Origin of the sequence: Methylovirgula sp., from assembly GCF_037200945.1 — a bacterium.
Taxonomy (GTDB): domain Bacteria; phylum Pseudomonadota; class Alphaproteobacteria; order Rhizobiales; family Beijerinckiaceae; genus Methylovirgula.
Genome location: NZ_JBBCGP010000001.1, coordinates 2,542,950 through 2,565,240, shown reverse-complemented (window position 1 = coordinate 2,565,240; position 22,291 = coordinate 2,542,950). Strand labels below are relative to the sequence as shown.

General features: G+C 59.5%; 21 protein-coding genes. 8 read left to right on the top strand and 13 right to left on the bottom strand.

Going from position 1 to position 22,291, the window contains the following annotated elements; translation table 11 throughout:
• Positions 1-4 precede the first annotated feature (4 nt).
• The 7 genes from WDN02_RS12540 to WDN02_RS12510 all read right to left on the bottom strand — a co-directional run bounded on the left by WDN02_RS12540 (position 5) and on the right by WDN02_RS12510 (position 6,963).
• Entirely contained in the window at positions 5-919 is a 915-nt protein-coding gene (locus WDN02_RS12540; protein ID WP_337293815.1) for a nonribosomal peptide synthetase MxaA, read from the bottom strand.
• Positions 920-926: 7 nt separating this feature from the next.
• Positions 927-1,778, bottom strand: a complete 852-nt coding sequence (locus tag WDN02_RS12535; RefSeq protein ID WP_337293814.1) for an MxaS protein — start codon at positions 1,776-1,778, stop codon at positions 927-929.
• A complete protein-coding gene (locus WDN02_RS12530; RefSeq protein ID WP_337293813.1) occupies positions 1,775-2,812 on the bottom strand; it encodes a MoxR family ATPase in 1,038 nt (345 codons plus the stop codon). Before WDN02_RS12530 ends, WDN02_RS12535 begins: the two co-directional genes overlap by 4 nt.
• A gap of 139 nt (positions 2,813-2,951) precedes the next feature.
• Positions 2,952-3,269, bottom strand: a complete 318-nt coding sequence (locus WDN02_RS12525; protein ID WP_337293812.1) for a methanol dehydrogenase — start codon at positions 3,267-3,269, stop codon at positions 2,952-2,954.
• Between the two features lie 70 nt (positions 3,270-3,339).
• A complete protein-coding gene (gene moxG, locus WDN02_RS12520) occupies positions 3,340-3,987 on the bottom strand; it encodes a cytochrome c(L), periplasmic (protein WP_337293811.1) in 648 nt (215 codons plus the stop codon).
• Between the two features lie 67 nt (positions 3,988-4,054).
• Positions 4,055-4,936: a methanol oxidation system protein MoxJ gene (gene moxJ, locus WDN02_RS12515; RefSeq protein WP_337293810.1), complete on the bottom strand. Its 882-nt coding sequence runs from the start codon at positions 4,934-4,936 to the stop codon at positions 4,055-4,057.
• Between the two features lie 116 nt (positions 4,937-5,052).
• Positions 5,053-6,963 carry a methanol/ethanol family PQQ-dependent dehydrogenase gene (locus tag WDN02_RS12510; protein WP_337293809.1) on the bottom strand — a complete coding sequence of 637 codons (1,911 nt, stop codon included), beginning with the start codon at positions 6,961-6,963 and terminating at the stop codon, positions 5,053-5,055.
• Between the two features lie 462 nt (positions 6,964-7,425).
• On the opposite strand from WDN02_RS12510, the gene WDN02_RS12505 reads away from it, so the two are divergent.
• Together WDN02_RS12505 and WDN02_RS12500 are read left to right on the top strand one after the other, a co-directional pair.
• Positions 7,426-7,797, top strand: a complete 372-nt coding sequence (locus WDN02_RS12505) for a hypothetical protein (RefSeq protein ID WP_337293808.1) — start codon at positions 7,426-7,428, stop codon at positions 7,795-7,797.
• A gap of 214 nt (positions 7,798-8,011) precedes the next feature.
• Complete coding sequence (locus WDN02_RS12500; protein ID WP_337293807.1) at positions 8,012-8,761, top strand: SDR family NAD(P)-dependent oxidoreductase; 750 nt, start codon at positions 8,012-8,014, stop codon at positions 8,759-8,761.
• Between the two features lie 61 nt (positions 8,762-8,822).
• Here WDN02_RS12500 and WDN02_RS12495 read toward each other — a convergent pair whose 3' ends face one another.
• The 3 genes from WDN02_RS12495 to WDN02_RS12485 form a co-directional block, all read right to left on the bottom strand.
• Positions 8,823-9,515: a M24 family metallopeptidase gene (locus tag WDN02_RS12495; RefSeq protein WP_337293806.1), complete on the bottom strand. Its 693-nt coding sequence runs from the start codon at positions 9,513-9,515 to the stop codon at positions 8,823-8,825.
• A gap of 13 nt (positions 9,516-9,528) precedes the next feature.
• Positions 9,529-9,891 carry a 2Fe-2S iron-sulfur cluster-binding protein gene (locus tag WDN02_RS12490; protein ID WP_337293805.1) on the bottom strand — a complete coding sequence of 121 codons (363 nt, stop codon included), beginning with the start codon at positions 9,889-9,891 and terminating at the stop codon, positions 9,529-9,531.
• Positions 9,892-9,999: 108 nt separating this feature from the next.
• The gene (locus tag WDN02_RS12485) at positions 10,000-10,611 is read right to left on the bottom strand and encodes a TetR/AcrR family transcriptional regulator (protein WP_337293804.1); all 612 of its coding nucleotides are present in this window, start codon (positions 10,609-10,611) and stop codon (positions 10,000-10,002) included.
• 161 nt (positions 10,612-10,772) lie between these two features.
• On the opposite strand from WDN02_RS12485, the gene WDN02_RS12480 reads away from it, so the two are divergent.
• The 3 genes from WDN02_RS12480 to WDN02_RS12470 all read left to right on the top strand — a co-directional run bounded on the left by WDN02_RS12480 (position 10,773) and on the right by WDN02_RS12470 (position 13,852).
• Positions 10,773-11,861, top strand: coding sequence for an HlyD family secretion protein (locus WDN02_RS12480; RefSeq protein ID WP_337293803.1), 1,089 nt, complete (start codon positions 10,773-10,775; stop codon positions 11,859-11,861).
• Positions 11,858-13,420, top strand: coding sequence for a DHA2 family efflux MFS transporter permease subunit (locus tag WDN02_RS12475; RefSeq protein WP_337293802.1), 1,563 nt, complete (start codon positions 11,858-11,860; stop codon positions 13,418-13,420). Before WDN02_RS12480 ends, WDN02_RS12475 begins: the two co-directional genes overlap by 4 nt.
• Before the next feature lie 126 nt (positions 13,421-13,546).
• Positions 13,547-13,852 (top strand): EthD family reductase, encoded by a 306-nt coding sequence (locus tag WDN02_RS12470; protein WP_337293801.1) that lies wholly within the window; start codon positions 13,547-13,549, stop codon positions 13,850-13,852.
• Positions 13,853-13,872: 20 nt separating this feature from the next.
• Here WDN02_RS12470 and WDN02_RS12465 read toward each other — a convergent pair whose 3' ends face one another.
• The gene (locus WDN02_RS12465; protein WP_337293800.1) at positions 13,873-15,159 is read right to left on the bottom strand and encodes an MFS transporter; all 1,287 of its coding nucleotides are present in this window, start codon (positions 15,157-15,159) and stop codon (positions 13,873-13,875) included.
• A gap of 42 nt (positions 15,160-15,201) precedes the next feature.
• Positions 15,202-17,331 carry an exopolysaccharide transport family protein gene (locus tag WDN02_RS12460; RefSeq protein ID WP_337293799.1) on the bottom strand — a complete coding sequence of 710 codons (2,130 nt, stop codon included), beginning with the start codon at positions 17,329-17,331 and terminating at the stop codon, positions 15,202-15,204.
• Between the two features lie 193 nt (positions 17,332-17,524).
• Between WDN02_RS12460 and WDN02_RS12455 the strand changes: the two genes are divergently transcribed.
• From WDN02_RS12455 to WDN02_RS12445, 3 genes are read left to right on the top strand one after another with little or no spacing between them, the layout of a single operon-like run.
• The gene (locus WDN02_RS12455; RefSeq protein WP_337293798.1) at positions 17,525-18,100 is read left to right on the top strand and encodes a polysaccharide biosynthesis/export family protein; all 576 of its coding nucleotides are present in this window, start codon (positions 17,525-17,527) and stop codon (positions 18,098-18,100) included.
• 15 nt (positions 18,101-18,115) lie between these two features.
• On the top strand, positions 18,116-19,315 hold the full coding sequence (locus WDN02_RS12450; protein WP_337293797.1) for a glycosyltransferase family 4 protein: 1,200 nt from the start codon (positions 18,116-18,118) through the stop codon (positions 19,313-19,315).
• A gap of 12 nt (positions 19,316-19,327) precedes the next feature.
• A complete protein-coding gene (locus tag WDN02_RS12445; RefSeq protein WP_337293796.1) occupies positions 19,328-20,863 on the top strand; it encodes an undecaprenyl-phosphate glucose phosphotransferase in 1,536 nt (511 codons plus the stop codon).
• A gap of 15 nt (positions 20,864-20,878) precedes the next feature.
• Here WDN02_RS12445 and WDN02_RS12440 read toward each other — a convergent pair whose 3' ends face one another.
• Positions 20,879-22,261: a hypothetical protein gene (locus WDN02_RS12440; RefSeq protein WP_337293795.1), complete on the bottom strand. Its 1,383-nt coding sequence runs from the start codon at positions 22,259-22,261 to the stop codon at positions 20,879-20,881.
• Positions 22,262-22,291 lie beyond the last annotated feature (30 nt).

Below are 22,291 nucleotides of genomic sequence, written 5' to 3'. Positions count from 1 at the left end.
TAATTCACGATGCGGACCTTTCCGTCGCTGCGAGTTGATCGCTGAACTGGCGAAGCTCCGCCGCGCTGAAGGCACCCATGCCGGCAGCCGGTTTATCGCTGAAGAAAACACTCTGTGAACTTGCAAAGAAACGGCTGAACTGCTCCCCCAGCCGCGCAAACGCTGGATGTTGCGCGAGAAAGACCGGGACATCTTCGGAAAAGACGGCACGGGCCGCCGTCGAATCCACGGCGCGATGCAGGACGACGAGCGCCTGCCGGTAGGCCGAACCCGTCTCAGCGCCGGCAAACAATTTACGGATCGTCCGCGACGCCTCGGTAAATGGCCGACGCGCGCGAGCCCCGAATGGCCACCAGGCGAGATGATAAGCGAGCAGCGCGAGGGCAATCAGCATTGCCGCGAGAAGCCCAAAGGCGAGATAGCTCTCACGCTGAAGATTGTAATAAGGCGGCGGCGCATCCGGCTGCATATATGCACCGCCAGAGGCCTTGGCGGGTGGCAAAATCTCACGCAATGGCGAAATGCCGAAAGACCAGGCCGCTACCTGCGCCGGATAGATGTGATCGCCGGATTTAAACGACAGAGTGAAGCCTGGCACGTCCAATTGGCGCGCGTCGAGCGCCGGGTAGAATGTCTGATAGGCGAAATAGAGGTGGTATAGCATCGCGCCGTGATCGTTCGCGGTTTCGACGCGACTGCTCGAAAGTTCGAGCCATTGGTTGATCGGACCTGGCTGCGGTACCGATGCCGGTACGAGTTCGACTCCGTCATCGACGCGGACGTCGACCTCGTCTTCGAGCACATCGCCGACGAAATGGCCGAACAGACGCGGCGTCACGAGCTTAACAGATTGGACCTGAGCCTGCGCCGCGAGCGACGCACCCAGAAAGACCAAAACCGCGGTTAAGGCCCTCTGCATGGCGCGCTCATACTTCGAGGAGATGGCGCGACAGCGCATCGGCATCGAACCTATCCTTCAACTCGAATGCCGGACGCCCGTAGCGGAGAAAGAGCCCGTCGAGTGCTTGCCGCCGTGCCGCCGCCTCCGCACGCCAACGCTGGCGCAAGGCCGGGCGCATGAAAACGACCCTGCTGGCGCCACTCTCTAGGTCGCGTACATCGATCAAACCGAATGGTGGCAATTCATTTCCTTCGGCGGAATCCGAGACAAGAATCGGCACGATGTCGTGGCGCGAAAGCGATTCCAGAATTTTCTCGATCTCGGCCAGCGGCATACGGAAATCGGAGATGAGGAAGACAAGCTTGCGCTTACCGGCAAGATAGGTCGCCGTCCGTAGGAGACCTGCGGCGCTCCGGCGCTCCGGCGCAAAATCCGCGAACCGGCGGGCGATCTCGGGCTCGATACCCCTGTTGCGTGTCGCCGGAATAAAGAAATCCTGGCGCACCTCGGTATCACAGCCAATGATGCCGAAAGCGTCGCCCAGTTCATGCGCCGAGTGCGCCAGCGAAAGACAAAGGTCGCCAACGAGCGCCATCTTCCACGCCGTGCCCTCGAAGCTCATCGATCGCGACAGATCGACAATAGCATAAAGCGCGATCGCGAGCCTTTGCTCGAAGCGGCGGACATAGATGTTCTCAAACGGATCGCGCAATGTGAGCCGCAGATCAATCCGGCGCGGATCGGGTTGGCGCAGGTAGGTGACCTGATCGAGAAAGACGCCCTGCCCGCCGGCATTGCGGCCACGGTGCGCGCCAATGACAATCCCTTCGGCACGCTCGCGCGGCCGATAGGAAACCGTCGCGGCCGCACTTGTCATGGCGTCGGCACCGCCGCAAAAATCGCGGCGCAGAGATCGCGTGTCAGGCCTTCCTGCCGCAATTCATAGACGGGATCGAGGAAGATGCGATGCGCGATGATTTCCTGGAAGAGCGAGCGGATATCCTCCGGCACGACGGCGTCGCGGCCGTGCAGCCAGGCATGGACGCGGGCACCGCGAACCAAGTAGCTCAAGCCGCGCGGGCTGCCGCCGCCACGGATCAGCCGCGTCATGTCGACACCGGGCAATGAGACCCCAAAAGAATCCGGCGTCTGTATCGCCGACCAGAGGTCGAGCACGTATTTCTGGAGCGTCGAGCTAGCGTGCACACCACTCTGAATAGCCGCAGCGATGGCCGGCAATTGCCGGAAATCGATGACGCCTTCTTTCACCGTCGCGACCAGCGCATCGACGTCATGGAAGCGCGGGTCGAAAATAAGCTCCTGACGGATTTGCGGATCGCTCGGCGTCCTGACGCTGACTTCCATGAAGAAGCGGTCGCGCGCCGCTGCGGGCAGATCGAACGTCTCTTCCTTTTCGATACGGTTGCGATCGGCGAAGACCTGCAGATAGGGAAAATTATAATCCCGGTTGAACGCGTTGGCGCTGCGTTCGGCCATGAGACGCAAGAGGAGCGAATGAACCTGCGGCCGGGCGCGATTGATCTCGTTGAAAAAGAAGATCGACAGATTTTCGCCGTGCCGCAACACCGGCCCGGGATCGACTTTCGGTCGCCCCTCTTCATTCAGATAGGTATAATAGATGAGGTCGCTCGGCATGAGATCGACCGAGCCTTCGACGCGCTCGTAGGCCCCGCCGATCGCACGCGCCACGGCACGCAAGAGCGTTGTCTTGCCGACACCGACATCGCCTTCAAGCAGGACATGACCGCGCGCGAAAACAGCAACGGTCAGGAGACGGATGACCCGTTCCTGGCCGATGACCGCCTTCGCGACTTCCTTCTCGAAGATCAGCGCCTGCTGCTGCCAGGACTCAAGATTCGAATCGGCACTGCGGATCGTAGCTGCCGTCATGAGAATCATCACTATTTGAATTTGCCGCGAACAATGCGGAGAAGCGTATATTCCCCGCTCGCGACGCAAGTATTAGCTTGCGCCGCGGCGAAGTACGCCAATGCGATCGGACGATCTCAGTTCGTCGATAGCCCGACGATTATTCCGGGATCTGATCGACGTCGTAGACCCACTTGCCGGTCTTGTGGAAATACGCGGTGCGCTTGGCATTGCGTGCTTCCATGGCGCGCTCGGAATTGCCCTGCTTGGCAACTTCATGCGGCTCTTCGAGGCCCTTTACGTCGTACTTCGAGCCAGCAAGCTTCTCCGGGTAACCAGGCTGCGCCTCCCAGCATACGCCGGCTTCCTTGCAGTGCTGACCGTCATAGGCCAGCGCGCCAAGGCTGGTGCCGAGCGACAAAACGGCGACGCCACCCAGAAGAGTCACAAAGCGATTAAACGACCGATACGTTTTCATGCGTTTTCCTCCACTTTCCTCGCTTTCACGCGAGTACAAACCGATTGAAGCAACGCGTGGCCTGAACGGCTCACTGCGATTCTTTGTCTTCTTGGTCTTGTTCTTTCTTTTCTTGCACTGCCGTCGCCTGGCACTGGCCGGGCGTCGAAATCGGAAGAGCCGCGATACGTTTGCCTTCCGCCAGCGTATAGGGCTTGTAATTCTTCTTCTGCGCGTCAGTGAGCCAGAAGGCCTGATTGACCGGATCCTTATAGAGGTGCCGTACCCAGGCGATCACCTGCATGAATTGATCGAGCGTCAGATCGCCGTTGTGCGGCCCCATCATCGCGCGCGCGCCGCCGTAAACCGTCTCAAAGACGCCCTGGTCATGCACGTTCTTTGGATAGGTCCAGTAGTCGTCGTTCAAGCCGGGGCCGATCTTACCCTCGCCGATTTCACCGTGACATCCCGAGCAATCCGATAGAAAGAGGCTCTCCCCAAGTCGCAGACAGCTCGGGTCGTCGATGTAAGGATCGACCCCCGTCTGCAAAAACTTCAAAACGCCGGGCGTGTCGCGTTCGGTCGGCAGCGAGGTGCTAAGATCGATCGGCGAGCCATCCACCGTCGTCCGAAGATCGAGGGAGGTCGGCGGCACCGGCTCCGGCTCGGCCGCATAAGCAGCGCTGCCAATACCGATCACCAGGCCACCGTAAATCGCGAGCATTTTCTTGATATTCATGTCTGAGAGAATCCGTTGTTTTCGAAGGGAGCTAGGCATCGGCGAGACATCCGACGCCCTGGTTTGATCAGGAATGGGGCTTCAACAGCGGGATTCCCTCATCCTTAAGGATGGCATCAATATCGGGAGCTGCTTTCACGAGGGCCGCGTTGAGTTGCGCGCCCAATGCCGCATCATCCTTGCGAACGCCCATCGACTGGTCGAAAGTCTGCGGCACTTTCTGGCCGTCGGCATTGACTGTGTCGTCATCAACTGGCGTCATCGTGAGCGGAACCGAAGATTCCCTGACGAGGCGCGCAACCTCGGGCGCAAACGCCGCGGCGATCTGCGCATTGCCGCTGGCGACTTCGCCAACCATCCGGGCCGGATCGACCTGGATATATTCGTTGCGCGCGGAGCGGAAATTCACCAGCGACTTTTCGTAATTGAAGTCATCGTCATATTTGCCGATCTTTTTCAGCATTTCTTCGCCCGGCGTGTAGAAGCCAACAGCGATATGATCGAACTTCAGGAGACGCGGGTCGCCCCAGGAATGAAGGTCGAGATGGTCGGCGTTGCGCGTCACGAAGACATAGCCCGCACGATAATAAGGCTTGGTAGCGAGCACACGCGGATCGCTCGTATCGAGCCCGATGATCACGTCGCAGAGATTCTTGTTGAGATATTCCTGCACGAGATAAATCGCCGGGCGGCTCGACCAGATGAATTGCACCTGGCGGCCCATCGCATCGGCGACCGCAAGTGCGATCTTGTTCTCAAAACCGCCGCCACCCTTGATCGAATATGGCGGCTGATTGGCGGCACAAACACGCAGGATATCGCCGCCCGTTGTTACCGGCGCCGCCGCGGGCGCGGCCGAGACCAGACCGCTTGAGAGGCAAAAAGCGGCGCCGCTCAGGACTGGAAGGCAAAGCCTTCTCGCACGCGACGCAAGGGAGGAAACTGTCATGACACGCCATTTCGCTGGACTAAGGGCCTGTGCGAACTCGGCTTGTTGAGCCCGCGATTTCTAAAAAACTCCCGCTCCACCGGGAAGCTGCCAAGTGGAACGGGAGGCAGGAAGGCTTAGTCGCCGCCTTGTTTCACAGTGCTGTATTCGTCAAGATTGACGTCTTCGGTGTAGGGGCTCTTGCCGTTAAGCGAGAAGACCATCACGCCGCCGCCCTGCTGCGTCCAATGCTGCAGGTTCTTGAACGCGCCGACTGCGCCGAGACCCGCCGTCGGATCTTGCAGGTCGAACACCATGCCGACCGCCGGCCATCCGCCGACGCCATAGTAAATGGCGACGTATTGGACGCCTTTGTGCTCATAGGTCATCGGATAGCCAATGACACCGGACGGAAGCTTGAACTTCCAGAGCAGCTCGCCGGTATCGGCATTACGGGCCTTGATGTAGCCATCAAGCGTTCCGTAGAACACCAAATTGCCAGCCGTCGAAAGCGAACCGCCCCAAGCGGCGAAGCGCTCCTGAACCTGCCATTTGAACGACTTATGGACCGCGTCATAGGCCTTAACCTGGCCAAGACCGAGCGCGGCCTGACGATCGCCCTTCGGACCCGGATACATATGCAGGGTCGCGCCGACGAAGAACTGACCGGCACGATAGGGAAGCATGAAGGGTTCCCAATCCATGCAGATATGGTTCGCGTTGACGTAGAACAGCTGTTTCGTCGGATCGTAGGAATCGTGCGCCTGGTCATGATAACCCATCGCCGAAGGGCACACGTCATGGGCCTGATGGTCCATATAGGTCGCATATTCCGGATCGCGTATCGGCTGGCCGTTCTTGAAGTTGACGTCCTTGAACTCGTTCATCGTCGCGTCGATCTTCCCGACGGTGAAGAGATCACCATTGGTGCGATCGAGCGAGTAGATGAAACCATTACGATCCGGATGGAAGAGCAACTTGTGAACGTTGCCACTGTCATCCTTTTCGTCGCTAAGGATCATCACGTCGACGCCGGCATAATCCCACTCGTCATGCGGAGTCTTCTGATAACCGAACTTTGCCGCGCCGGTGTCGACATCGCGACCCCAGATCGTCATCGTCCACTTGTTATCACCCGGGCGCATCGTGGCATTCCACGGCGAAGGATTGCCGCTGCCGTAATAGACAAGGTTGGTGCCCGGATCATAAGCGTACCAACCCCAATTGGTACCGCCGCCGATCTTCCAGGTGTTTTCCTGCCAGGTCTTTGACGTACCCAGGCCGAACCGGCCGTATTGCGGGTTGTGGCTGTTAAAGTCCGTGCCGAGCTTCATCTCGTCGTCCGGACCGGTTTCGTAGGCACGCCATATCTGCGCGCCGTCACGCACGTTGTAAGCAGTGACATAGCCGCGCACGCCGAGCTCGGCGCCCGACGAGCCAACTAGAACTTCGTCCTTGATGACATATGGCGCGATGGTCAGCGTGGAACCGACGTGAATGTCGGAATTCTCGACCTTCCAATAGAGATCGCCCGTCTCCGCGTTCAACGCGACAACGTTGCCGTCAAGCTGGTTGGAAAGAATGAGAGACGGAGTCTTGTCGTCGCCCGGCCAGTAAGCGACGCCGCGATTCACGAGGTCGCAACACGCAACCGAGCGCGCCGCCGGATTCTGCTTGGGGTGATACTGCCAAAGGATCTTGCCCGGATTGTCGAGATCGAGAGCAAAAACGGCGTTCGGGAACGGCGTGTTGATGTACATCTTGCCGTTGACGACGAGCGGCGTGCCTTCGTGGCCGTTCAGAACACCGGTCGAGAACGACCAGGCGACGCGCAGATCCTTGACGTTATCGGTGCTGATCTGCGTGTCCGGGCTATAGTTGTCGGCGTTGTAATCGCGACCCGGCATGACGTAATTTTCGTTGCTCTTCGAAAGCTCGATGAGCTTGTCGTTGGCGCTCGCCAGCGGCGCGCAAAACTGTAGCGCCGCAAGCGCCGCTACCAGCGACACCGACGTCAATACCCTACGCTTAACTATGCTATTGTGCATGAGCTTCTCCTCACCTTCCCAACTATTGCGTGCTTAATATCCGCGCCCGGCCCCAGCGACCGGAAAACGACACGGATAAAAAGTATAGTTGGAGAATTTTTGTTGATATTATTGTTTATTACTCGCGCTTCCGCCGAGAACGGTCGCGGTAATCCATTGCCGTGTTGTATACCCAGCTATGATGTTGAATATCAAGAACAATTAGTCTTGAGTTTACCAGAGTAATCCTCGCAGAGATGTCTCTATTTCTGGCCGAGTCAGGAATAAATCTAGACTGGGGTCCGCGCGCTCCCTCCGCGGTCGCGGGAAAGAACGGCATTCGTTGCCTGGGGCATCACGCAGAGGAAAACCCGGTGCGGTTTCCAAGAACCTTTTGAGCTGGCGTGAATTCTGCTTAAAGTGACAAAAGGGAGTTATGCTCCCAACTTCGGGAATTAGTTCCTGCGATAATTGGAGAAGAACATGATTGCTGCCGCGATTATCGCGTTTGCATTGCCGGTTCTCCCCGCCAGCGACGCGCAACCAAGCGAGACGCGGCTTTTTGCGGTCAACCGCTACCTTTGTGAATCAGCCGAATATGCCGTGGACTTTGCAGCCGCTGTCGCTGGCGACCAAGAAGAGGAATTTGCCAAAAACACGGTCGGCAAGATCGCCAAACGCGAGGTCTGCGGCCGCTATGTCGGTATCGCCTCGATCGAGGATCAAAGGGTCGTCGTCAACGACGGCTTTATGTACAAACTGACGGCGCTGCGTTTCCACGGGGATGGCAAATTAGCGTGGGTGGCTGAGCGCGTCTTTGCGGTCGAGGGACATCCTAATTCTTGGCGTCTCTGACCCAGAAGCATCAACCTTGCGAAGCCCGTAAACTGAAACGCCAAGGTGGTGATCCACGGCGCTTGTAAAAGCAGCCGATCATTATAATGCAGGGCACTGCGGCGAGTCTTGTTGGCGCGTTGAAACGACGCGCGAGTGGCGGATCGCTCCCCCTCCCCTTTCTGTCTCATCACACTTAAATTAGCGCCGGGATTTCCACGGAGAGCAATAGACCATGATCGTTTTCGTCACCGGCGCGAGCGCGGGATTCGGGGCTGCGATAGCGCGGCGTTTCGCCAAGGAGGGCCATAGCATCGTGGTGACGGGGCGCCGGCAGGAGCGTCTCGATGCCCTCGCGGATGAACTCGGCCGCGACAAAATCCTTCCCCTCGTCTTCGACGTCCGCGACCGGCACGCGGTCGAGCGGGCGTTCGCCGAACTCCCCGCCGCCTTCGCCGAGATCGACGTGCTCGTGAACAATGCCGGGCTCGCACTCGGTCTCGAGCCGGCGCAAAGGGCCGATCTCGATGAATGGGACGCGATGGTCGACACTAATGTGAAAGGGCTGATGTATGTGACGCGCGCCGTCCTCCCCGGCTTCGTCGCGCGCGATCGCGGCCTGATCGTTAACCTCGGCTCGACCGCGGCCCGCTATCCCTATCCCGGCGGCAACGTCTATGGCGCCACGAAAGCCTTCGTACATCAATTCTCGCTGAACCTGCGTGCCGACCTCATCGGCACGCGCGTGCGCGTGACTGATATTCAGCCCGGTCTTGTCGGCGGCACGGAATTCTCGGCAGTCCGCTTCCACGGCGATGCGGATCGCGTCACGAAGCTCTACGAGGGCGCTGATCCTCTGACGCCCGAGGATATCGCAGAAGCAGTTTATTGGGTCGCGACGCTCCCGCCGCGCGTCAATATCAACGCAATCGAGATGATGCCTGTGACACAGGCGTCCGGTCCGCTCGCGGTGCATCGCTACTAGTCAAGGCGCTCACGGCGCGGCAGGTGCTCGCCCCTGCCGCGCCGTTTTTCGCAAAAAGCGCTCAGGCGAAATAGCTGTCGTCCAACAGCATATCCTCGAAGAACGCGCCATAGCCCGCCGTCGGATGGCGAATGTGGATTTCCAGAACCCACAGCAGCGGCGACGGCTTGAAATCGACTTCCGCCATCGGACCGTCGTAAATCGCGGCATGGGGGAAATCCGAGAGCCGGTGGCCGGACAGATCCAGATTAAGTTCCCAGCCCATTGCCTTCGCTTGCTCGGTCGCAAAGTCATAGAGTTCACGGCCGCTCATGCGGGTGTCCTCCCATTTCTTGCGCACGATATGGAAGAGCTTCTTGGCGTCCCTGGCGCATCGCGCCTGATCCGGCACATCACCGACGGTGAACGTATCGCCGCCGTCGCCCTCGAACTCGCCCCAGACCGGGCCGATATCGATGAGGAAGATGTCGTTGTCCTTCAGCACGATGCCAGGATCTGACGGAGCGCCGAAGGTCTTCAGTGTATTGGTTCCGAAGCGCACGTAGACATCGTGCCAGCCACGCACCATGTCGCCTTCCGCGAGAAGATCCTTGGCCATCGCCACGGCATCCTCTTCCACCATACCCGGCTTGCAGGCCGCGGCGATCGCATGGATGGTGTTGCGGGTCTTGGCCCGCATTTCCAGCATCTTGTCCTTAAGGAAGGCCGGCCCGACGGCTTCCAATTCGCTTTGCTTTTCGAGGACTTCGGTCATGCTTGGTCTCCTGTTAGGATTTCGCGACGACGGGATGGGTTTGAAGGCGGAGTCCTGAGAGCGACTCCGCCATAGCGATCTGACAGGCGAGACGATGCCGCTGCGTATCCTCGCCACGGCCGAGGTAGCCGATCAGCCGAACTTCCTGAGCGGAGGCCGGCTGAAGCGCATCGACCCCTTCTTCCACCGTCACCCGGCATGCACCGCAGATGCCACGGCCCTTGCAGACGGTCGCCAGCGCCACGCCCGTTCGATGACAGGCGGCGAGCACGCTTTCGCCCGGCATAGCCGCGACAGCCACCCCATCCAGAAAAAACTCAAACAAAACAGTCCGTTCTTCGGTGAGTAGGCAGAGGCTGTCGTCGCTGTTGGTCATCCAACATTTTTGGAACGGAACTGGGCCGCTATAAACGGCCAGTCTCATTATTTCTGCTGGGCCAGACACGCCCGGAGTGACGAACCTGTCCGGAAATATTTCGGGCGTTTAACCCGCGGCACAACTTTCGTCTGTCAGCCCGAGCCGGGTTTTTAGCTCTGTGCGCTTTTGCTCCAGGATATCCTGGGCTTTGGCCGGCGAGTCGACGATACGCGCCATCGCGATCGTGCCGGACATTTCCGCTAGTAGCGCTGTGGCGTGTTTCATCGCTTCTTGCTCGTCGCTTCCATCCCGGAGGAAGAATGATGCGACGCCGCGCTGTAAGCGTTCCATCCCCGTTGCAAAATGCTTACGGACGGTCGTCCCGAGCCTGGGCATGTCCGCAGCCAGCGCCGGCAATGCACAGCCATTCTCGACTTTTTCGCAATGAGCAAAAGACAGATAGGAATCGATATAGCCCGCGAGCCCTTGTCTCGGCGCCAGCTCTTCGTATCTGGCCGTAAATACGCGGAGGCGCTCTTCAAATATCTCGTCGAGCGCGGCGGCGATGAGCGCCTCCTTCGATTTGAAATGTGCGTAAAAGCCGCCGTGCGTCAGCCCAACCTCGGCCATGATCGCCGCGACGCCAAGCCGATGCGGGCCGTCGCGCCGAAGCGCGCGCGCAGCCACGGCCAGCAATTGCTGGCGCGTCTGGTCCTTATGGTCGGTCGCATAGCGCATCAGATTGGCAATATCGAATTTCGCATCCGGTTACGAGCCGTCAAACCCGCTTGAACTCCAACGCATCTGATTATATGACTATCCTCATATAATGCAACGCCATTGGTTTTATCCGTGGCATCGGCGCGGCTCGAAGTCGGGTGATTATCGTGGATGACTCTGTGGCGGCGCGTACCGCCCTAAGCGAGCCACGTGCTCGCGCGAAGATATCGGTAAAGCGGTTGGTCCTCTATGCCGGGATCATGGCTGCACTCACAACTGCCGGCTGGTATGGCTATGACTGGTGGCGCGCCGGCCGGTTCATCGAAAGCACCGACGACGCCTATGTCGGCGGCGATATCACCCCTATTGCGCCGCATGTCAGTGGCTTCATCGCCAAGATCGCGGTGACCGATAATCAGCATGTCGCGGCGGGACAGTTACTAGTTGAGCTCGATGATCGCGACTATCGCGCTGCGGCCGATCACGCACAGGCCGTCCTGGATCAGCACAAAGCCGCGTTGAATGGTCTGCACGCGCAATATGCGCTCCAACAATCCACGATCGCCAAGGTCGCTGCCGATCTCGACGCTAAAAAAGCGCAGGCGATCTTCGCCAAGGACGATGCCGCGCGCTACCGGCACCTGGCGTTGACCGACGCCGGGACCAGTCAGGACGCGCAAAGATCGGTTGCGCTAGATCAGCAGTCGCGTGCCGCCGTCGCCTCAGCGCAAGCAAGCCTTGAGGCCGCAAAGCAACAGCTCGCCGTTCTGGATGCCAATATCGGCGAGGCGCAGGCCGCCGTCGCACAAGCGACGGCAGACCTCGACACGGCCCATCTCAATCTCGGCTACACCGTGATCCGTTCGCCAATCGAGGGCTTCGTCGGCAACCGTGCCGCCCAGATAGGGTCTTACGTTGCGCAAGGTGCTTATCTTCTTACTATTGTCCCGGCGCGGGGGCTTTGGGTCGATGCCAATTTCAAGGAAGATCAGCTCGCCCATATGGGGCCGCGTCAACGCGCCAATGTGATTGCCGACATCCTTCCCGGCCACGTTTTCCACGGCCATGTCGAGAGTCTTTCGCCGGGAACGGGCGCGGTCTTCAGCGTCATCCCGCCGGAAAACGCGACCGGCAATTTCACCAAGATCGTGCAGCGCCTCCCCGTCCGGATTGCGCTCGACCCGGATGATTCTTCGCTTGTTCGCATCCAGCCGGGCCTTTCGACGACGGTCAGCATCGATACGCGTACGCAAGGCGACGCGCATTGACCCAGGCAGCGCCGGACAATTGGCTGAAAAGTCTGCTGCCTTTCGTCGTGATGTGCATCGGCATGTTCATCGCGCTGCTCGATATCCAGATCGTCGCCTCGTCGCTTCAGGACATCGGCGGCGGCCTCTCCGCGGCGCAGGACGAGATAAGCTGGGTGCAGACGGCCTATCTGATCGCGGAGATCATCGTCATTCCGCTGTCGGGCTGGCTGACGCGCGTCTTCTCGACGAAATGGCTTTTTACGTTCTCGGCGGCGGGCTTTACATTTGCGAGCGTGCTTTGCGGGCTCGCCTGGAACATCGAGAGCATGATCATCTTCCGCGCGCTGCAAGGGCTGCTTGGCGCGTCGATGATTCCGACAGTCTTTACGTCGTCGTTTCACTATTTTCAGGGACCGCGGCGCGTCTATTCGGCGGCAGTCATTGGGACGATCGCCTCTGTCGCCCCGACGTTGGGACCGGTGATTGGTGGCTGGATCACCGATACGCTCAACTGGCACTGGCTCTTCTACGTCAATCTTGTGCCCGGTATCGCGATTACGCTCCTCGTGCCTTTTCTGGTCGACATCGACAAACCGGACTTTTCACTGCTGGGCGAAGCGGACTATCCCGGCATCGTCCTGATGGCGGTGTTCCTCGGAACGCTTGAATATGTTCTCGAGGAAGGGACCCGCTGGAACTGGTTCGACGATTCCACCATCCGACTCTGCGCCTGCATCAGCGCTGTTTCGGGCCTGCTCTTTATCGCACGCAGCCTCACCTTTTCTCGGCCAGTCGTGGATCTGCGCGCCTTTACGAATCGCAACTTCGCGGTTGGCTGTGTGCTCTCGTTCATCACCGGCATCGGTATCTTCGCCACGATCTATCTGACGCCGCTGTTCCTCGGTTATGTCCGAGGCTTCAGCGCCTGGCAGACAGGAGAAGCGATCTTCTCCACGGGCGTCGCCTCGATGCTCGGCGTGCCGCTGTACATTTTTTTCGCGCGGCGCTTTGACACCCGCTGGCTGATGATGCTTGGCCTCGCGTCCTTCGGCATCGCCATGTGGACCTATAGTTTGGTGACGCACGATTGGGGCGGCGACCAGTTTCTAATACCGCAGATTTTGCGCGGTCTGCCGCAGGTCTTCGCGGTTGCGCCGAGCGTCACTCTTGGCCTCGGTAGCCTGCCGCCGGAAAGGCTGAAATATGCGAGCGGCCTGTTCAACATGATGCGCAATCTCGGCGGGGCGGTTGGCATCGCGGTCTGCGGTGCCATCGTCAACATCCGCACCAATTTTCATTTTTTGGGGATCGCGTCGAACCTGACACCGGCGAATGGTGCCATGACCCGGCTCGTCGATACATTGAGCGTGCATTATGCGGCGAGTCCGGCCGCGCAACATGCCGGGCATGTCGTTGCGCTAAAGCGCCTCTGGCTGCTTGCCTACCGCGAAGCTTCGACCCTTGCCTATGCGGACGCGTTTCGCGCCGTCATGATTGCATTTTTATTCGGCACTCTTTTGGTCCCGCTCATGCGGAACGTCGCACCATCCAAGGCGCCCGCGGCGCCGTCGCATTAGACAAATCGGCAACGCGCTTCAAAAGACAGTGATTCCGAACAATAGAACGCGCCTCGCTAAACTTGGGTTCGACGTGTAGAAAGCCCCCGTCATGGCGCGCCAGCGCCGGTTTCGAGGAGTACCCACGTGAGCAAGCTCATCGTCCTTTATAAGAAACCCGCCGATCCTGCTCATTTCGATAAGCATTTTCGCGAGGTCCACGTGCCGCTCGTGAAAAAAATGCCGGGGCTGCGCGCGACGTCCTTCGGTCCGGCGAGTACGCTCGACGGTGGCGAAGGTGCTTTTTTCTGGATCTTCATCGGCACGTTCGACAGCCTGAAGGCCATCCATGAGGCTCTGGCTTCGCCGGAAGGGCAGAAGGTCGTCGCAGACATTCCAAATTATTCACCCGACGCGCCGACGATCCTTCACCTTGAGTCCACTGACGGCTGAGACCGGCTTTTCCGTCTCGTTTACGCAGCCGGTTCCTCAGATTGAGGAATCGGGTGCGGGGTGCGCCCCTGCCTCGCCCATAAAAACAAACACAGCACCGCGACGGGCACGCCGATGAGCGAGGTGCTGGCAAAGAATTTCGCGAAGCCGATCTGGTGAACCGCGAAACCCGAGAGTCCGCCGAAAAATTTGCCGAGCAGCGCATAGAGCGAACTGAGCAGCGCATATTGGCTGGCGGCATAGGCCGGGGATGTCAGCGACGACATATAGGCGATGAGCGCCGCGCCAGCGAAATTTCCGGCAAAATTCTCGACGCTGACGGAGAGCGCGAGCAGCGGCAGACTTTTGCCCGTCGCCGCGAGCAGCGCGAGGCAGAGATGCGAGGCCGCCGCGGCGATCCCGCCGACGAGGAGTGCCGGCATCAGTCCGATGCGCGTGATCGTGAAGCCGCCGGCGAAAGCCCCGGCGATACCGATCCAGATGCCGTAGACCTTCGACATCGTCGCGATCTGGCTCTTGGAAAAACCAAGGCCAATATAAAGCGGATTGGCCATCACGCCGCTGAGGAAATCCGGCAGCCGATAGAGCGCGACCAGAAGCAGGATCACCGCGAGCAATGGGCCGAAGCGGCGCGCTAGATCGACCGCGGGCGCGATGAAATTCATCGCGAACGATTGCGTCTTATCGCGCGCGCGCTCCGGCAGGCGCGGCGACAGGATGCCGGCGATGACACCGACAAGCATCAGCACCGCCATGACAAGATACGCCGCGCGCCAGCCCGAGTAATCCGCAATATAAAGCGCCCCTGCCCCGGCCGCGAGAAGGCCGAGTCGATAGCCAAAATTATAGGTCGCGGCCATCACGCCCTGGCGCTCAGGCGGCGCGGAATCGATGCGCCAGCCATCGATGACGATATCCTGCGTCGCGGCGGCAAAGGCGGTAAAGACGGCGAAGAGGATGAGACCCTTGAACGAATGGGCCGGATCGGCGAAGGCGAGCGCGACGAGGCCGCAGGCAATGCCGACCTGCGCGACCAGCAGCCAGGCCCGCCGCCGCCCGAGGAGTCGTGCGAGATATGGCACATCGACTTCATCGATGATCGGCGCCCAGAAAAATTTTAGCGAATAGCAAAGGCCGACCCAGCTGATGAGTCCGATCTCTTCGATCGGCACCTTGGCTTCAGCGAGCCGCGCCGCCTGTGTTCCAAGAATAAGCAGGAACGGCAATCCCGACGAAAAGCCGAGCGCCAGCATCAACGCCAAAGTGGGGTCGGTGACGATCTCTCGGAATTTCGGGCGGACTTTCATCGGCTCAGTTTAGGTTCGCGAGGCGCCGAAGCAAGCGGAGCCCTAGGCGGCTTGCTTCACGCCACCGACGAGAAGAACTTCTGGCGCGCCGGCTGCGCCAAGTTCAGCACGTGCCGTCTGCGTTGCCGTATCATCGCGCTCGCCCGCGGTCGCGAGAACGACGAAGTCGGCATAAGGCGCAAGTGCTTTCGTCATCGGATTGCCGGGGAAAGGCGGCGCCGCGAGGACGACGAAATCGTAGGTCCGCGACAAAGCATCGAGCACAATATCGAGATCGTCGGGGTTGAAAGTATCCTTTGAGCCGAATGGCACGAAATGCAGCCGCGACGCGGCGTCGCGATGAATAACATCGGCAAAGCTGGCCTCGCCGTCAAGAAGATCGGTGAGGCCCATCATCTTCCCGTCCTGCGCTTCCGGCCCGATGAGCTTGGTAAGTTCGTCGTCGCGCGAATCGAGATCGACGATGACCGGCCGCCCATCACGCGCCAGCGTGCGTGCAAAACTGATCAGCGCGTCCGTCGCCTCTTTACTTTTATTGAGACGGGTCGCGACAATGTTGACGCCCTGCGGCGTCGTGGATTTGGCGGCAACCTTGTCATTCGGGTCGTCCGGCGTGGTCGCCGCGACGAGTTCCTCATCATCCGGCTCGGCGACGCGCGCGCTGGCAAAACGCTTCAGCCGTTCTATTGTCGAGACCGCCGGGCGCCGTTTCTGTTCCGCCACGCGCACCGGCATCTCAGGCACGTCATCGCCTGCCGCATCCGATAAGGGGCGATCCGCCAAAAGCTCGCGCCCAACGACGATGCCAAGAGACAGAACAAACGCTGCAAGGGTAGCGAGACCGAGGACCTGCGGCTTCTTGGGGAACGAGGGCTGATCCGGCGCCGTCGCCGCAGCGATGATGCGTGCATCGGCCGGCGTCGCACCGGACTGACGGGAGACGGCCTCCTGGTATTTCGTTGTCGCGCTTTGGAGCTGCTCGCGATAACCCGCTTCCACCTGCTCAAGTGCGCGGAGCTGGACGCTATTCGTATTAGCGGTCTCGACAGCCTGCTTCTGCTGATCGAGCGCGGTCTGGATATTCGCGACGCGCGAAGCAGCGATCTTGGAATCGTTTTCAAGCGAGATCGCGATATTGTCGCCGGCAAGCCGCAATTGCGCGTTGAGATCTTCGATCTCGGCTTTCAGTTCGAGAATACGGGGATGCCGCGGCCCAAGCGTCCCCGCTTCGAGCGCCAACTGGGCATTCGCCGTGACGCGCTGCTCGGAGATGCGACGAATCAGATCGTTATTGGCGACATCCGGAATCTCGGACACGCGGCCCTTGCGAAGCAATTGCCGGATCAGCGCCGCCTTTGCCTGGCTGTTCGCCTCGTCCGTGCGAGCACGCGTGAGATCTGTGTTGAGATCAGCGAGTTGCTGCGCAGTGATCGTCATATTGTTCGCGCCCGCAAGCAAGCCCGAAGCCGCACGGTAACGTTCGACCTCATCGGAGGCGCGCGCCAATTTCTCGTTGAGCACGCTGATCTGACTGTTGAGCGCGTCGCCTACATCCTTGGCCAGATCGCGCTTGGCATCAGTTTGCCGCTCCAGATAGACAGCGGCGACCTCGTTGGCGACTTTGGCAGCAAACACCGGGTCGTGCGCCCAAAAGTCGACCATCAAGACCTGGGTCTTGATGGGTGAGTAAGCCGTCAGCCTGTCCGAAAACGTCGCGATGGTCCGATCTTCCGCGGAGACCCGCGTTGGATCACGCGCTAGCCCGAAGAGTACCAGCGTGCGCTGGATGACCCCAAGCCCCTTCGAAACCGGATCGAGCTCTGGATTGCCGACCAAATCAAGCTTCTCGATAACCTCCTGCGCGACATCGCGCGATGTGATCAACGAGACCTGACTGCCAATCCATGTCTCGTCGATCGCCGGCGCGGTTTCCATCCCCTCCGTGCGCTGCGCGCGCGTGAGATAACTTTCCTGATTCTCGAGAAGGATTTGCGCATCTGCGGTGTATCGCGGTTTCGCCACCGTGACATAGGCAAGCGCGAGAAGGAACGCCAGCAGCGTGGGGATCAAAACCCAATATTTCCGGGCGTAAAGCGCAGCGCCGAGCGCACCGAGCGACATATCGTGCGACGCGTCGTCCACCATCATGTCAGGCTCGTATGCCTCTTTCATCCGCTGCTCCGAAGACCGCAATCGCGACGCCAAAATGGCGCGCATGGGCGTTCTGCATTCAGTATGAAGCCCGGTTATGGTTGAAACACTGTTAATGTCACGGAGAAAACGCCGCCCGAGAGTTAAGCTTTGTTAACCATAACAAAGTACAAAAACCTCCACGAACCTGCGGTTTTTATGGAATCCCCAAGTGGTGGTGGCCTCCGACATGCGGCGCTTCTTTGTCTCGTTATGCCTCCTCGTCTTATGTCTTGTGCTTGGCGCCTGCGCAGCGACAACTTATTCGGCTGCCCTGGATACTGATCCCAATGCCCCCTATACGCTCGGGAGCGGCGATCGTCTTCGCATCATCGTGTTTGGCCAGGAAAGTTTGAGCAACTCCTATGCCATTGACGGCGCTGGCCATATTTCGATGCCGTTAATCGGCACGGTCGGGGCGACGGGAGAAACTTCCACATCGCTTGCGCGTAAAATCGAAGCGCGGCTCCGCGACGGCTTCATTCGCGATCCGCACGTTTCGGCGGAGGTCGAAGCCTTCAGGCCGTTCTTCGTTCTGGGCGAGGTCACGACGCCGGGACAATATCCTTATGTTAACGGTATGACGGCAGAAACCGCTGTTGCGATCGCTGGCGGCTTCACCCCACGGGCCTATAAGGATACAGTTGATCTCACGCGCGCCATTGATGGACATCCGCTCACCGCGTCGGTCCCGATTCTTCACATGATCAAACCCGGCGATACGATCGTCGTACGCGAGCGATATTTTTAAAGAGGCCTCAAGCCGATGTCGATGCAGCAAATGGTGCCGGAGCGAAAGCTGCGCATCCTGCATGTTTTCCGCGCGCCTTTGGGCGGCCTCTTTCGGCATGTTATCGACCTTGCCCGCGAGCAAGTTGCGCGGGGACACGCGGTTGGTTTGATCGCGGATTCGTTCACTGGCGGGTCGCGCGCGAATGAAGTGCTCGGCGATCTCGCGCCGTCCCTGGAACTTGGCCTTCGCCGCATCCCGATGCACCGGCCAGCGCACATCCTCGACGCCGTCGCCGCGTGGCGCGTCGCGCGTCATGCCGACCAATTGGACGTCGATGTTATTCACGGTCATGGTTCGAAGGGCGGCGCCTATACGCGGCTCCCCGCCCTTTTGCCGACCAAAAGGAAAGCAATCCACGCCTATACGCCCCACGGTGGCAGTTTCAATTACCGGGGAAGCCCGCTGGTCGAACGCGGCTACATGATGGCAGAGCGGCTGCTTACCGCCGGGACCGACGTGTTCCTTTTCGAAAGCGCGTTTATCGCCCAGCAATTCCGACGCCGTGTCGGGCCGACGACCAAACTTACACGGATTGTCTATAACGGGCTCAGCCCGACGGAATTTCTACCTACCGAACCACGCGCCGATGCCGCGGAATTCGTGTATATTGGCGAATTGCGCGCGGCGAAGGGAATCGACACACTTATCGATGCTCTCGCCCTGCTCTCCAAAACCGGAATCCAACCGCGCCTCGTGCTCGTCGGCACAGGTCCCGACGAAGGCGAACTCATCGCACGAGCCGAGACGCGCGGTGTCTCCGCGCAGGTAACATTCGCAGGCCTCGTCCCCGCGCGCCTGGCATTTCCACTCGGGCGCATACTCGTCGTGCCGAGTCGCGCGGAATCTCTGCCGTATATTGTGCTCGAGGCAACCGCCGCACAAATGCTGATCGTGACGACGGACGTCGGCGGCATCAGCGAGATATTCGGCCCATTCCGCGATCGTCTGATCGCACCTGACGATCCTGAGATACTCGCCGACACGTTGCAGAAAATGCTCGTCCGTTCTCCGACTGAGTTAAGGGCAGACAGCCAGGCACTCGCGAGCTTCGTGAAGACCAAATTCAAAATCAGCGACATGGCAGATTCCGTTCTCGCCGGCTACGCCGAGGCGATTGCGAACCGCGATCGCCGTGGGGCCACAGCCGCGTCCTTTGCCCTTCCCTCTTCATGAGATCGCGGACACATGGTGAAATTCTCGCTGTCTGATCTGCAAAAGACTGAGCCGGTGGACAAAGCTCCTCCGGCCGCCGACATGAGCAGCGAAGCACTTGCCGCTGCAGCACGCGCGATGCAGAGCAGCAACTCTGTGCCAGGCCTTTCGCGCGTCGTTCTCGAAGGTCTTGTTCGCTGTGTCGAATTTCTGCTGATCGCCGCCGCCGGCTTTGCCATACATTTCTTTTATATCGCGCGGACGCAAGGCTATGCGCAGCCCTATCTGATCGGCGTGCCGTGTGTCGCGGCGGCCGCCGTGCTCGCCTTGCAAAGTGCCGAGCTTTATAAGATCAGCGCACTCCGGCGCTTTCCCGCCGACAGTTTCCGGCTGGCCGGTGCCCTCACGTTCGTCTTTGCCGCCACCCTGGTGTTGATCTTCTTCCTGAAGCTCGACGAGGTTTTCTCTCGCGTCTTTATGCTCGCCTGGTATGGCAGCAGCCTTGTTGCGCTTTGCGGCGAACGCGCCGCGCTCGCCTTGCTTGTCGATCGCTTGATCCAGACCGGTCGCCTCGCCCGTCGTACCGTTCTCGTCGGCGGCGGCACGGCCGCCGATGCGCTGCTCAATCAACTGGCGGCGCAGCCACAACCCGATCTCCAGATCCTTGGCATATTCGATGACCGGACCGACGAACGCTCACCGCCTGTCGTCGCAGGCTTTCCCAAATTGGGGACGGTTGACGATCTCCTTGCCTTCAGCCGCCGGACGCGCATCGATCTGATCATCTTCACGTTGCCGATCACCGCCGAGCAGCGCATTCTCCAGATGCTGCGCAAACTCTGGGTGCTGCCGATAGATATCCGACTCGCGGCGCATATGAACAAACTGCACTTCCGGCCGCATTCCTATTCCTACATCGGCAGTGTTCCGCTCATCGACATATTCGACAAGCCGATCGCCGGTTGGGACGTCATCGTCAAATATGCGTTCGACAAAATCGTCGGCGCTCTGTGCCTTATCCTGCTTGCGCCGGTGATGGCCATCGTCGCGCTGGCAGTGAAACTCGACTCCAAAGGGCCGGCGCTGTTCCGTCAAAAACGCTACGGCTTCAACAACGAAATCGTCGAGGTCTACAAGTTCCGGTCGATGCGCGCCGATATGCTCGATTTCGCCGCCACAAAGCTTGTGACAAAGGACGATCCCCGGGTCACACGTGTCGGCCGCTTCATTCGAAAGACCTCCCTCGACGAATTGCCGCAACTCTTTAACGTCGTCTTCAAGGGCAATCTTTCCCTCGTCGGGCCGCGACCGCACGCGCTTCACGCCAAAGCAGCCGAACGTCAATACGACGAAGTGGTCGATGGCTATTTCGCGCGCCATCGCGTGAGCCCCGGAATTACCGGCTGGGCACAGATTCACGGCTGGCGGGGCGAGACGGATACGCCCGAAAAAATTCAGGGCCGCGTCGAATGCGATCTTTACTACATCGAGAACTGGTCGATCCTGCTCGACATCTACATTTTGCTCGCGACGCCCTTCGCGCTTCTACGCACGAAGAATGCGTATTGATCTGACAGATTTGGATCACTGAAACGCAAATCCCAGAAGCCGCTCGCGAGTCCCGGCATTTTCACAATCGGGCCGATTTGAAACAAAACGCGTGCCGTCTTTTTTGACGCAGCCGATCAGGGCCATCGTACCTGACTGATGATGACGGAAGACATATCCCGCCGTCCGCCGGCGCGCGCTGCCTTCAGGCGGGCATTTGCCGGCCTCGGCGAGAAAACCAACGCCCGTTTGCGGCGAGAAACATTCATCCAATTCTACGCTGTCGGAATCATCGGGAGCTGCCGTCATCAAATATCCCAGGCCGCGATCATAGGTATAGGAATGTCCGGCGGAAATTGCCGGTCCCCTCGTCGTCCAGGTCACGCGTTGCGGCGTGACCCACCTTGCCAATGCCGTCCGCACTTGCGGAGAACGAGGCACCGGAGACCGATCGATCCGGCCCTCCTGCATGACAAGATATCTCTGCGTGAAGTCCTGCCCGGGCGGAATGTACATATAAGCCAGGAAAAATTTGTGCGAGATGTTGTTGAGGCCTTTGTCGGCGATCATCGCCGGATAGGCATATAGCTCTGTCAGCGCCGGGCGCTTCCATGTACCAGTGTCGTAAGGAATGAGCGGCTCCGGAAGCGTGTCGAAGTCCACTTTGTTTTTCGAAACCGACAGTTGGAGCGATGTGTCGGCCGCATTCAGCAAGATTACAGCGCCAATGCCGGTCCAATAGGCCGCGCTCATTCCAGCCGTCGGAATCAACGGCGCCGCCATTCCTCCCAAGCCCGGCTCATGCCAGCCGACACCATCCCATTCCATCCATTTTCCGGGCGTCGGGGCATCGTGCGGCGCCCGAGCGGCGATGTTCTTCCAGTCCCGCGGGCGCAGACAATAAGCGTACCAATAGCCATCGTGGCCATCGACCGCCGTGCAGTCTCCAATACCGCTCGGTGCATTTGGCACATCACCTTCATCGCCGGTGATGATCTGACCGAGCACTTTCCAGGTCAGCCCTTCATCGTGCGACACCGCGATCGACATTGATTTGTGCGTCTCGCCTGCATTGTAATTGCAATGCTGCTCGTCGTGTATCATTCCGTAAAGGAGGTCTCGAACGGGCATGAGAGTCGTGAGCCATTGCCCGCATTCCGAAGGCGAGTTCTTGGGTCCGGGTTTGAGAACCACTTTCGACGCGCCGCCCAGATCAAGCGGCGTCTTACCATCGATTGCGATGGTCTCCGCATTAGCCGCAAAACCGCGAAATGTGCCGTTCGGTAGCTGAATGATGCTAACGGGTGCGTCAGGCTCGTTTTGCGAAGGTCCGCGCACCACAATCGGATGTTCGAGCTTCAGTTCGATGCAAGTCGAGCACAGGTCGGTGCAGCATGCGGCGCCGGGGGCACCAATCATTAAAGGCAATGCAATGAAACATTGCCGACC

Coding starts and splice junctions, on each gene's coding strand:
- WDN02_RS12540 (WP_337293815.1), bottom strand. CDS start 919: ATGCAGAGGGCCTTAACCGCGGTTTTGGTCTTTCTGGGTGCGTCGCTC.
- WDN02_RS12535 (WP_337293814.1), bottom strand. CDS start 1,778: ATGACAAGTGCGGCCGCGACGGTTTCCTATCGGCCGCGCGAGCGTGCC.
- WDN02_RS12530 (WP_337293813.1), bottom strand. CDS start 2,812: ATGACGGCAGCTACGATCCGCAGTGCCGATTCGAATCTTGAGTCCTGG.
- WDN02_RS12525 (WP_337293812.1), bottom strand. CDS start 3,269: ATGAAAACGTATCGGTCGTTTAATCGCTTTGTGACTCTTCTGGGTGGC.
- moxG (WP_337293811.1), bottom strand. CDS start 3,987: ATGAATATCAAGAAAATGCTCGCGATTTACGGTGGCCTGGTGATCGGT.
- moxJ (WP_337293810.1), bottom strand. CDS start 4,936: ATGACAGTTTCCTCCCTTGCGTCGCGTGCGAGAAGGCTTTGCCTTCCA.
- WDN02_RS12510 (WP_337293809.1), bottom strand. CDS start 6,963: ATGCACAATAGCATAGTTAAGCGTAGGGTATTGACGTCGGTGTCGCTG.
- WDN02_RS12505 (WP_337293808.1), top strand. CDS start 7,426: ATGATTGCTGCCGCGATTATCGCGTTTGCATTGCCGGTTCTCCCCGCC.
- WDN02_RS12500 (WP_337293807.1), top strand. CDS start 8,012: ATGATCGTTTTCGTCACCGGCGCGAGCGCGGGATTCGGGGCTGCGATA.
- WDN02_RS12495 (WP_337293806.1), bottom strand. CDS start 9,515: ATGACCGAAGTCCTCGAAAAGCAAAGCGAATTGGAAGCCGTCGGGCCG.
- WDN02_RS12490 (WP_337293805.1), bottom strand. CDS start 9,891: ATGACCAACAGCGACGACAGCCTCTGCCTACTCACCGAAGAACGGACT.
- WDN02_RS12485 (WP_337293804.1), bottom strand. CDS start 10,611: ATGCGCTATGCGACCGACCATAAGGACCAGACGCGCCAGCAATTGCTG.
- WDN02_RS12465 (WP_337293800.1), bottom strand. CDS start 15,159: ATGAAAGTCCGCCCGAAATTCCGAGAGATCGTCACCGACCCCACTTTG.
- WDN02_RS12460 (WP_337293799.1), bottom strand. CDS start 17,331: ATGAAAGAGGCATACGAGCCTGACATGATGGTGGACGACGCGTCGCAC.
- WDN02_RS12450 (WP_337293797.1), top strand. CDS start 18,116: ATGTCGATGCAGCAAATGGTGCCGGAGCGAAAGCTGCGCATCCTGCAT.
- WDN02_RS12445 (WP_337293796.1), top strand. CDS start 19,328: ATGGTGAAATTCTCGCTGTCTGATCTGCAAAAGACTGAGCCGGTGGAC.
- WDN02_RS12440 (WP_337293795.1), bottom strand. CDS start 22,261: ATGATTGGTGCCCCCGGCGCCGCATGCTGCACCGACCTGTGCTCGACT.